9 protein-coding genes are annotated in these 10,862 nt (G+C 63.5%); 3 read left to right on the forward strand and 6 right to left on the reverse strand.

Annotated features, from left to right (window positions below):
* Nucleotides 1–111 precede the first annotated feature (111 nt).
* The 6 genes from AB0323_RS19315 to lysS form a co-directional block, all read right to left on the reverse strand.
* Nucleotides 112–621 carry an amino-acid N-acetyltransferase gene (locus AB0323_RS19315; protein WP_366178754.1) on the reverse strand — a complete coding sequence of 170 codons (510 nt, stop codon included), beginning with the start codon at nt 619–621 and terminating at the stop codon, nt 112–114.
* A 28-nt stretch (nt 622–649) separates the two neighbouring features.
* Nucleotides 650–2,752, reverse strand: coding sequence for an alpha/beta fold hydrolase (locus AB0323_RS19320; protein ID WP_366178755.1), 2,103 nt, complete (start codon nt 2,750–2,752; stop codon nt 650–652).
* 157 nt (nt 2,753–2,909) lie between these two features.
* The gene (locus tag AB0323_RS19325; RefSeq protein WP_366178756.1) at nt 2,910–5,402 is read right to left on the reverse strand and encodes an ATP-dependent Clp protease ATP-binding subunit; all 2,493 of its coding nucleotides are present in this window, start codon (nt 5,400–5,402) and stop codon (nt 2,910–2,912) included.
* A 377-nt stretch (nt 5,403–5,779) separates the two neighbouring features.
* Entirely contained in the window at nt 5,780–6,106 is a 327-nt protein-coding gene (locus AB0323_RS19330; RefSeq protein WP_059390281.1) for an Lsr2 family protein, read from the reverse strand.
* A gap of 174 nt (nt 6,107–6,280) precedes the next feature.
* Nucleotides 6,281–6,457, reverse strand: coding sequence for a hypothetical protein (locus AB0323_RS19335; RefSeq protein WP_364542182.1), 177 nt, complete (start codon nt 6,455–6,457; stop codon nt 6,281–6,283).
* 2 nt (nt 6,458–6,459) lie between these two features.
* The gene (lysS, locus tag AB0323_RS19340; protein ID WP_366178757.1) at nt 6,460–7,986 is read right to left on the reverse strand and encodes a lysine--tRNA ligase; all 1,527 of its coding nucleotides are present in this window, start codon (nt 7,984–7,986) and stop codon (nt 6,460–6,462) included.
* A gap of 77 nt (nt 7,987–8,063) precedes the next feature.
* On the opposite strand from lysS, the gene AB0323_RS19345 reads away from it, so the two are divergent.
* The 3 genes from AB0323_RS19345 to AB0323_RS19355 are packed head-to-tail and all read left to right on the forward strand — an operon-like array spanning nt 8,064 to nt 10,680.
* Entirely contained in the window at nt 8,064–8,951 is an 888-nt protein-coding gene (locus tag AB0323_RS19345) for an alpha/beta hydrolase (protein ID WP_366178758.1), read from the forward strand.
* A 9-nt stretch (nt 8,952–8,960) separates the two neighbouring features.
* The gene (locus AB0323_RS19350; RefSeq protein ID WP_366178759.1) at nt 8,961–9,815 is read left to right on the forward strand and encodes an alpha/beta hydrolase; all 855 of its coding nucleotides are present in this window, start codon (nt 8,961–8,963) and stop codon (nt 9,813–9,815) included.
* Between the two features lie 31 nt (nt 9,816–9,846).
* Nucleotides 9,847–10,680, forward strand: coding sequence for an alpha/beta hydrolase (locus AB0323_RS19355; protein WP_366178760.1), 834 nt, complete (start codon nt 9,847–9,849; stop codon nt 10,678–10,680).
* Nucleotides 10,681–10,862 lie beyond the last annotated feature (182 nt).

Raw genomic sequence — 10,862 nt, forward strand, 5'->3', positions numbered from 1 at the left:
CCACAGTATGGTTGGCTCACTGCAACCGAGCCGCGAATAGTTTATCCATCAAGTTGATATACGTAAAGACTTGTGGATCAAACATCCAGGAACGAGGAGAAGAAACGGGAGCTAAAGAACTTTGATCATGCGGGTATTGCCCAGGGTATTGGGCTTCACCCGGGCCAGATCGAGGAACTCGGCCACGCCTTCGTCATGGGAACGCAGCAATTCCGAATAGACCTGGGGGTCGACGGCGGACTGGTCTGCCATGACTTCGAATCCGTGGCGCTTGAAGAAGTCCACCTCGAACGTCAGGCAGAAGACCCGCGCAACGCCCAAAGCGCGGGCGTCCTCCAGAAGTTGCTGGACAAGGACGTGGCCCACGCCCTTGCCCCGCCAATTGTCGTCCGCCGCCAAAGTGCGCACCTCGGCCAGATCCTCCCACATGACGTGCAAGGCGCCGCAACCGATCACCTCGCCGTCGGACGATTCGGCAATCCGGAACTCCTGAAGGCTCTCGTAGTAGGCCACGGTCTCTTTGGCCATCAGGATTCGCTGCTCTGCCAGCGGCGCTACAAGCCTTTTGATCGCGGAAACATCGCTGGTGCGGGCAGGGCGGATACTGAACGTCGAAGTCACAGCCCCAATCTTACGAGGCGAATGGCGCCTAAAGCCCCAGGTCCTCGGGAACAGGAACCTCCCGTCCAAGTACCTGCTTGGCCAGGAAGTGCTCCACGACGCCGTACCAGACCTTGGCGTGCTGCGGCTGCAGGATCCAATGGTTCTCGTCAGGGAAGTACAGGAAGCGGTGCTGGGTCTCACCGTTCTCATCGGCGGGCAGCCCGGAACTGGAAAGAAGTTCGTACCAAAGCCTCAGGCCCTCGCCGATCGGCACCCGATAATCCTTGTCGCCGTGGATCACCAGCATGGGGGTTTTGATTTTCGCAACGTGGAGATGGGGCGAGTTGTCCAGCGCCATCTCTGGCGTCATTTCCTTGAGCCAATACTGCGAAGCGTCCGTTGTAGGCCCGAACTGGTCCATGGCCCACAAACTGGCATGCGTCACGATCGCTTTGAAACGGTCCGTTTGCCCGGCCATCCAGTTGGCCATGTATCCGCCGAACGACCCGCCCATGGCGGCTGTCCGCGTCTGGTCGATGTCGGACCGCTGGACCACTGCGTCGGTGATGGACATGAGGTCCGTAAACGGCGCCTTGCCCCATTCGCCCCAGCCGCGCTGGATGAATTGCTGACCATACCCGGTGGACAGTGCCGGGTCAGGCAGAAGCACGGCATACCCCTTCGACACGAGCAGCCATGGATTCCATCGCCAGGTCCAGGCATTCCACGAACCCAACGGGCCGCCGTGGATCCACAACAGCAAAGGCGCCGGGTTCGCCTCGGACGCGCCTTCCGGGAGCGCAAGGTAAGCCGGAACCCTCGCCCCATCGGCAGCGATTGTCTCCACCCGTTCCAACGAGCCTTTGGTCCTGGGGCGATCAGCGGGTGCCGGGAGCCGCTCGACGTCGCCCGAGGCGAGCTCGATCCGGACCGCTTCCGCCGGGAATTCATAGGAGCTCCGCAGCGCGAACGCACTCAGCCCGTCCGGGGAAACCACGACGTCGGTGTACGCGGCCGCATCCTGCGTCACCCGGGTGACCGAACCGTCCGCGACGGCGACCCGGAAGACCGGTGTGGCGCCGTCGTCGTCGGCTGTGACGAGGAGCGAGCGCCCGTCCGGAAGCCAGGCCGCGGGGCTGCCCCAGCGGTCCCAAGCGGGCGCTAGCGGCTCGAGATCAAGGGTTTCTCCCGCCCCGACGTTCAGGAGGTGGAGTTTGACCTGGGGCGCCTGCCCGGGGGTGCTGTCGCTTTCGCTGACGACCGAGAGCGTCTTGTTGTCAGGGCTGACCGGGCCCGGGAAATAGCTCATCCCCTCATGGTCAAGGAGCACCTTGACCGAACCGGTAGCGACATCGACGGCGGCGAGCACGAATCGCGTGTCAGCCTTCGCGAGGGGCTTGGCCATGCTCGTATAGATCGTCTTGCCGTCCGGGCTGACCACCGCATGGGTGTTGCGGAGGTTGCCGCCGACGTCGGGCGTCAGATTGCGCAGCTTCAGGGGCGCGGTAGCATCGACGGTCGCCGGCTTGCCGGACTCAGCCGCATCTCCGTTTTCCACGGCGAACAGCCTGGGCTGGGCCGGCCCCAGATCCGCGTCCCAGTAACGGACCGGGTAGCCGGTATGCAGAATGGCCGCTACTTTGTTGTCCTTGCGGCTCTTGCGCCGCTCCTCGTCATTTTCCTCATCGGTGGAACCGGCAAGGACCGATGCCGTCACAAAGGTTGCATCCGCGGCTGACGCGGTCATGACGCCCCCGATTCCGCCCGCGCGGGAGTGGACCACCCTGGCCTCACCGCCGTCGGCAGGCAGGAGCCACAACGCGCTCACGGGATCCGCTTCGGGGCTGTCCGGATCGGGGCGGGCTGAGGTGAAGTAGAGATCACCGTTGGCAGCAAACACGGCGCCGGTTTCTCCCTTGGCGCTGCGTGTGATGCGGCGGGCGTGCTTCCTTCCCGCAGGATCAAGCTCCCAAAGGGCAGTGACGTACTCAGTGCCCTTGGCGTTGAGGGTGGAAACCGTAGTAACCAGGCGGCTTCCGTCCGTGCTGAGAGCCAGGCCGCCGACCCGGGGGATGGCCAGGTAGTGGTCGAGATCGTGGAAGGGAGTTTCGGGTTGTGTGCTCGGGGTCTCTGAGGCATTCGAATCCATGCCCTGATTCAACACGCAATGTGCCCCAGATCACAAAAGATTCACTGAGAGTGAAACACATATTTCAGATATGACGAACATGGGGAACGCAAAAACCCCGCCCTCTCCTTTCGGGAGCGGGCGGGGCCTTTGACTCGGAACTTGGCGGAACCGGAACCTAGGCGCTCGGAGCGATTTCCGGGATGCGCGGCTTGGCGTTGCCGGCGAAGGTGAACTTTGCGTCGTCGCCTTCGCCGTCCACGTCGACCACCACGATGTCACCGGTGTGCAGCTCGCCGAAGAGGATCTTCTCGGAGAGCTGGTCCTCGATCTCGCGCTGGATGGTGCGGCGCAGCGGCCGGGCACCCATCGCGGGATCGTAGCCCCGGGTCGCCAGGAGGACCTTGGCGGCCGTGGTGAGCTCGATGCCCATGTCCTTGTCCTTGAGGCGGCTCTCGAGGCGAGTGACGAACAGGTCCACGATCTCGATGATCTCGTCCTGCGTGAGCTGCGGGAACACCACGACGTCGTCAACACGGTTGAGGAACTCGGGGCGGAAGTGCTGCTTGAGCTCTTCGGTGACCCGTGCCCGCATCCGGTTGTACCCGGTGGTGGTGTCCGTGCCGGACTGGAAGCCGGTCGCCACGCTCTTGGAGATGTCGCGGGTGCCCAGGTTGGTGGTCATGATGATCACCGTGTTCTTGAAGTCCACCACGCGGCCTTGGGAGTCGGTCAGGCGGCCGTCTTCCAGGATCTGCAGCAGCGAGTTGAAGAGATCGGCGTGGGCCTTCTCCACTTCATCGAACAGCACCACGGAGAACGGACGACGGCGGACCTTCTCGGTCAGCTGCCCGCCCTCTTCGTAGCCGACATAGCCCGGAGGGGCACCGAAGAGACGCGAAACGGTGTGCTTCTCGGAGTACTCGGACATGTCCAGCGTGATAAGGGCATCCTCTTCACCGAACAGGAATTCCGCCAGGGCCTTGGCGAGCTCGGTCTTGCCGACGCCGGTAGGGCCGGCGAAGATGAAGGAGCCACCGGGACGCTTGGGGTCCTTCAGGCCTGCACGTGTGCGGCGGATCGCCTGGGAGAGGGCACGGATGGCCTCGTCCTGGCCGACGACGCGCTTGTGCAGCTCCTCTTCCATCTTGAGCAGGCGGCTGGATTCTTCCTCGGTGAGCTTGAAGACCGGGATGCCGGTGGAGTTCGCGAGAACTTCGGCAATCAGCTCCTCGTCTACCTCGGAAATATCGTCCATGCCGCCGGACTTCCAGCTGCGTTCCTTCTCGGCACGCTCGGCAATGAGCTTCTGCTCCTTGTCGCGCAGTGAGGCCGCACCTTCGAAGTCCTGGGCGTCGATGGCCGATTCCTTCTCCATCTTCACTTCGGCGATGCGCTCATCCATGGCCTTGAGCTCCGGCGGAGCCGTCATGCGGCGGATGCGCAGTCGAGCACCGGCTTCGTCGATCAGGTCGATCGCCTTGTCCGGCAGGAAGCGGTCCGAGATGTAGCGTTCGGCCAGCGTTGCGGCAGAGGCAAGGGCACCGTCGGTGATGGTCACCCGGTGGTGCGCCTCGTAACGGTCACGCAGGCCCTTGAGGATCTCGATCGCGTGCGCGACGGAAGGCTCCTTGACCTGGATCGGCTGGAAACGGCGCTCCAACGCGGCGTCTTTCTCAATGTGCTTGCGGTACTCATCCAGGGTGGTGGCACCAATGGTCTGGAGTTCACCACGGGCAAGCATCGGCTTGAGGATGGACGCGGCATCGATGGCACCCTCTGCAGCGCCGGCACCCACGAGCGTGTGGATCTCGTCGATGAAGAGGATGATGTCGCCGCGGGTCCGGATTTCCTTGAGGACCTTCTTCAGGCGCTCTTCAAAGTCACCACGGTACCGGGAACCGGCCACAAGGGAACCGAGGTCAAGCGTGTAGAGCTGCTTGTCCTTGATGGTCTCGGGCACGTCTCCGCGGACGATCGCCTGGGCGAGGCCCTCGACGACGGCGGTCTTGCCGACGCCGGGCTCGCCGATCAGCACGGGGTTGTTCTTGGTCCGGCGGGAGAGGACCTGCATGACGCGTTCCATCTCCAGCTCGCGGCCGATCACAGGATCAAGCTTGTTTTCCCGTGCAGCCTGGGTAAGGTTGCGGCCGAACTGGTCCAGCACCACCGAGCCGGCCGGGGTGCCTTCCTGTTGGCCCGGTCCTGAGCCGGGACCCGCAGTTTCCTTGCCCTGGTATCCGGAAAGCAGCTGGATGACCTGCTGGCGGACGCGGTTGAGGTCGGCGCCGAGCTTGACAAGGACCTGCGCGGCAACTCCTTCACCCTCGCGGATGAGGCCGAGCAGGATGTGCTCGGTACCGATGTAGTTGTGGCCGAGCTGCAGGGCTTCGCGGAGCGAAAGCTCAAGCACCTTCTTGGCGCGCGGGGTGAACGGGATGTGGCCGGACGGGGCTTGCTGACCCTGGCCGATGATCTCCTGTACCTGCTCGCGGACGCCATCGAGCGAAATGCTCAGGGACTCAAGCGCCTTGGCGGCAACGCCTTCACCCTCGTGGATCAGACCCAAGAGGATGTGCTCGGTACCGATGTAGTTGTGGTTGAGCATGCGTGCCTCTTCTTGGGCAAGCACAACAACGCGACGGGCACGGTCCGTAAATCTCTCAAACATTTCGCCACACTCCTAGCTACGACGTACTTTGATGCTACGTGGCAACGCTGGAATTTTGGGGCGTGTTCGCCACAGGGGAAACATGGCCGCACCGGGAATAGGCTCGCTCACCCCGTCCTTGGACCCGGGGATCACGGACGAGACCGCATCCCGGGCTTCCACGATCCCGCCGCGCTTCCGCCGACACCCCACGAGCCGGCCGTCCGCCGTCGTTCTTCCCGGTAAACGTGGTGACTGTCTACCGGATATGCCCAGCCGGCTCCGAGCCCTCCGAGGAATAGTGGTGGCACACTGCCAAACCACATCGTTATCCGGGCGAACCGGGCGGTTAAATGACAATACCCCGGCCGTAAGGGCCGGGGTATTGATACTTGGTGTCAGGAATTGGCCTTCTGGTAGGCTTCCTGAATTTCGGCCTGAATGCGGCCACGGCTGTTTACGGTATAACCGTTCTCGCGCGCCCATTGACGGATCTGTGCGGAGTCTTGGTTTCTCCCTGCGGCAACGCGGCTACGCGTTGCACGGCCGGTCGACGTCTTGCGCGCCTTAGCTACAAATGGCCCAAGAGCGTCCCGCAGCTTCGCAGCGTTGGCACTGGACAGGTCCATTTCGTAACTGACTCCATCAAGGCCAAAGCGGACAGTTTCATCCGCAGAGCCCTCATCCAGGTCGTCAACGAGGATAATTTTGACTTTCTGTGCCATGAAAAGACTCTCTTTTGGAGGGGTCGGATATGCAGAATAGCTAGACTACTAATTAAAGATTATCGTCCAGCGTAGGGCACCCAGTCAAAGGCTCAGTCAAAGGCTCGGGCAAAGGCACTGGCAAAGGCATCCTGAAAGGCGCTATTAAATCTTCGGGAGCGCCCCGGGAAAGAGCTATTTGGCTGGCTTTGAGCCGTCGGCCGCCGGCTTGGCAATTCCGAATCCGGCTTCTTCCTGGGCGCGGGCCTCTGCTTGGCGCTCTGATTTGTCCGCGTTGAAGATAGCCTTCATGGCAAACCAAAAGAGCAGTCCGACAACGACGGACGGTGCAAGAACGGCAATGTATTCCATGGTCAGTGCCCTTCGGGCTTGAGGAGTGGGAACAGGATGGTTTCCCGGATGCCTGCTCCAGTGAACAGCATGACCAAGCGGTCGATGCCTAGGCCGATGCCGCCCATGGGCGGAGCACCGTACTCAAGGGCGCGCAGGAAGTCTTCATCCAGATGCATGGCCTCGACATCGCCGGCGGCCGAACGGCGCGACTGCTCCGTAAGGCGTTCACGCTGGATGACGGGGTCAATCAGCTCGGAGAAGGCCGTGCCGCGTTCCATGCCGCCAATGATGAGGTCCCAGGCCTCGATCAGGCGGCCGTCCTCCCGGTGCGGGCGGGCAAGGGGCTGCGCGGAGGGAGGGTAGTTGTAGACGAAAGTCGGGTTGAGCAGGGTGGGTTCGACGATCTCGCCGAACAGTTCAACTACAAGCTTTTCGGCGTCCCACTTGGGATCCACCTTGACCTCGTGCTTGGCGGCAATCGCCTGCAGTTCAGCCACCGTGGTGTCCGGGGTGATCTCTTCCCCGATTGCCTCGGAGAGGCCCGGGTAGACGGCAACCCAGGCCCATTCGCCGTCGAGGTCGATCTCTCCGGCGCCAGTCTGGATGGTGCGGGTGCCGACGACGTCGGCGACGTTGAGGATGATTTCCTTCATGCGCTCGGCCATGACGAACTGGTCCGCCCACGCCTCGTAGCATTCCAACGTAGTGAATTCGGGGCTGTGCGTGGAGTCGACGCCTTCGTTGCGGAAGACGCGGCCCATGTCGTAGACGCGGTCGATTCCGCCCACCACGGCGCGCTTGAGGAAGAGCTCGGTGGCGATACGCAGCGTCATCTTCTGGTCGAAGGCATTCATGTGGGTCTCGAACGGGCGGGCCGTGGCACCGCCGTGGACGAGCTGCAGGATGGGCGTCTCCACCTCCACATAGCCGCGGCGGTCCAGTGTGTCCCGAACTGACCGCGTAATCGCTGCGCGGGTGTAGACCATTTCCCGGGCTTCGTCGCGGACCATGAGGTCCACATAGCGCTGCCTGACACGGGTTTCCTCATTCAGTTCGGCGTGCAGCACAGGCAGCGGGCGCAAAGCCTTGGAGGCCATGGACCAGGAGTCGGCCATGACGGACAGCTCGCCACGCCTGGAGGAAATGACTTCGCCCTTGATGAATACGTGGTCTCCGAGGTCTACCAGCGCTTTCCAGTCGGCGAGGGTTTCCTCGCCGACGTTCGCCAGGCTGAGCATCGCCTGCAGGCGCACGCCCTTCCCGTCTACGCCGCCCTCCTGGAGGGTGGCGAAGCAGAGCTTGCCGGTGTTGCGCACGAACACGACGCGGCCAGTGATGCCCACGACGTCGCCGGTGGTTTCGTCGGCCTGGAGATGGGCGTACTTCTCGCGGATCTCGGCGAGGGAATGGGTCCGCTCAACACCCACCGGGTAGGCCTCGGTGCCGCGCTCAATCAGCTTGCTGCGCTTTTCCATGCGGATGCGCATCTGCTCGCTGGCGTCGGCGGGCTCGGCGGTGTGCGGGGATGGGGTGTTTGCGGAAGTCACAATCCACAAGTTTACCGGGGATTCCTTAGAGTTCCCTATCTTCCCCTCCCGCCCCTGCGGCAACATAGACTCGGGCTGTGGAGACATGGACAGTTGAAACGGACGACGACGGCGGCCACCTTGAGGTGCATTCCTTCCGGCCGGTTGCCGGGGCGTCCATTCCCGGCGCTTCGAGCGCTGCGGAGGAGCCCGGCGTCGTCCTTGTTCACGGCACCTTGGTGACCGATTCCCTCTACTGGCCATTCGCCCGGAACCTGAGTGTCCTGCTTGGCCGGCCGGTACATTCCTACAACCGCCGCGGCCGCGGCCGATCGGCACCGCAGCCGCCGGACTACTCCGCCGCGACGGAGACCAGTGACTTGATTTCCGTCATGGACGCGAGCGGGTCCACCGACGTCGTGGGGCACAGCTATGGCGGATTCGTCGCGCTCCAGGCGGCGCTGCGCGCACCCATTTCCCGCCTCGTCACCTACGACGCCGCGGTTTCCCTCTCCGGAAATTTGAACGGGCGCTGGCGGCCGCAATTGGAAGAGGCCGTCACCGCGGGCCAGCTCGACAACGCATGGGCGCATTTGGTCCAGGGGCTGGGCACGGCGGGCCCGATTTCCTATTTGCCGCTCGGGGCGCTGCGGATGATCAGCATCCTCTCAGCCAAGACGAGGTTGGGATCCGAGATGAGGGAACTGCTGCCGACGGCGGTGTTGGAGATGCGCGCGATCATCGACGCCGACTCGCATATCCAAGACTATGCGGAGTTGAAAACGCCAACCCTGATGCTCAGTGGCGGGTGGAGTCCGGCGTACTTTGCCGAAACAGGCCGGCAGCTCGCGGATGCCATCCCGTTGGTGGACTTCGCGGTAGTCCCGCTTCAGTTCCACGAGGGTCCCCTCCGGCCGGGGAAACAGCTCGCGGTGAGAATCGCCCGCTACCTGGCCCAAGGGACGGCGAAGGCGCCGTCCCCCTAGGATGAAACGGTGAGAGAACGTGAGGTCCCGACACCCGACGGCGGCAAGCTCGCCTTGTACAGTTACGGCACGGTGGACGCCCCTGGAGAGCGCCGCGTGGTGCTCATTGGCGGCGCATTCCTGACCGCGCTCATCTACCGGCCTTTTTCCATGGCGCTCTCCAAGGGACTCGGCGAGGGCTGGGCGGTCGACGTCTACGACCGCAGGGGCCGCGGCAGCTCAACGGAACTACCCGCAAACTACTCCATGGCCACGGAGATTGCGGACGTCCGCAGCATCATGGACGCCACAGGCGCCAGGAACCTCCTTGGCCACAGCCTTGGCGGATCCGTGGCACTGAACGCCGTTCAGGAGTTTGCGGGAACAAGCTACGAGCCGGACAAACTTGCTGTGTACGACGCCGCCGTGAACATCGACGGAAGCGTGGACACGGGCTGGCTGGACGGCTTTGCCCAAGCCGTGGATAGCGGCAATGTGGGGCGTGCCATGGCAAGGATGAAAAGGGGCATGCAGCCTGGCACGGCCTTGGCGCGAATCCCGGAGCCCATCCTGGCCGGACTCATGGCCCTCGTTTCGCACACGAAGGTCAACAAGGTCCTCAGAGGACTCATGCCAACCGGCGTAGCCGAACTCAAAGCCGCCTACGACGAATCTGCGCGCCCCCGGGACTTCTCCGTACTCCCCCGAAGCACGCGGTTCATGGTGGGGAGCAAAAGCCCCGAATACTACAAGGTCACGGCGGAGCGACTCTACGCAGCTGTCCCCGGAAGCTCGCTCGTCGTATCGCCAAAAGGCTTCCACGGATCCATTCCTGCCGCGGTCAAGGAACTTGTCCTGGACCTTTCCAGCTATTTCAAGGACTGACGGAACCCTGCGGCTCGGTTAGGCTCGAAGCATGACGCGCGAGAAGATCACAACGGCCGACGGCGGAACCCTCGAGCTGTTCACGACGGGCGGTGAGCTTGCCGCCGGCGGCTCAGGCGTCGTCGTCGTGCCCGCCTCCATGGTGACCGCCGCGGACTACTCCAAGTTTGCCCAGAAACTCAGTGCCGCCCTTGGCCGCCCGGTCCACACCTTCAACCGCCGCGGCCGTGGCGAATCATCGCCCCAGCCCGAGGACTACACCCTCGACGTCGACATCCGGGATCTTTCCGAAGTCATGAAGCACACGGCCAGCACCGATGTCTTCGGCCACAGCTTCGGAGGCGCAGTGGCCCTGCACGCGGCACGCACGCTGCCGGTGGAACGCCTGGCGGTCTACGACCCCGCAGTCTCCGTCAACCACAGCGTGAAGGCAGAGTGGACGAGCGAATACGAGCGCGCGACGGCGGCTGGAGACTTTGACCGCGGGCTCGCTGTGCTCGTGAAGGGCGTCGAAACGGAGGGTGCCTTCGCGCGGATGCCGCTGTCCATGCTCACGCTCGTCACCAAGCTGACCTCGGGCACTCCCATGGGCAAGCAGATGCGTGAGCTCATGCAGGCCGGCGTGCGTGAGATCAAGGCAGTCATTGCCGCGGACATGCCGGCAGAACCGTTCCTTGAGCTGCCGTTGGAGACACTCATTGTGGTCGGGGAAAAAAGCCCCGCCTACTTCGGCGTGGCGTGTGGCCAGATCCACGACGTACTCTCCGGATCGAGCTACACCATCCTGCCCGGCCACGGCCACGACGGAGTGATCCGCGCCCCGGACAAGCTCATTGCCGAGCTCTCCGACTTCTTCTCCGGCTAAACGCCCGCTCACATATACCGGGTCCTGGCCGGACGCCGGCTCACTTCTGGTGGGCGGCGGGTGGGGGCCGGGGCGGGTGCGGTTCGTGTGTTGTTAAATGGGTCAGGCCCCGACGTGTGTCGGGGCCTGGCCGTGAATGGTTGTCCGGCGGTGTCCTACTCTCCCACACCCTCCCGGGTGCA

Source organism: Arthrobacter sp. NPDC080031 (assembly GCF_040702485.1).
Taxonomy (GTDB): domain Bacteria; phylum Actinomycetota; class Actinomycetes; order Actinomycetales; family Micrococcaceae; genus Arthrobacter.

Coding starts and splice junctions, on each gene's coding strand:
- AB0323_RS19355 (WP_366178760.1), top strand. CDS start 9,847: ATGACGCGCGAGAAGATCACAACGGCCGACGGCGGAACCCTCGAGCTG.
- AB0323_RS19330 (WP_059390281.1), bottom strand. CDS start 6,106: ATGGCACAGAAAGTCAAAATTATCCTCGTTGACGACCTGGATGAGGGC.
- AB0323_RS19320 (WP_366178755.1), bottom strand. CDS start 2,752: ATGGATTCGAATGCCTCAGAGACCCCGAGCACACAACCCGAAACTCCC.
- AB0323_RS19335 (WP_364542182.1), bottom strand. CDS start 6,457: ATGGAATACATTGCCGTTCTTGCACCGTCCGTCGTTGTCGGACTGCTC.
- AB0323_RS19325 (WP_366178756.1), bottom strand. CDS start 5,402: ATGTTTGAGAGATTTACGGACCGTGCCCGTCGCGTTGTTGTGCTTGCC.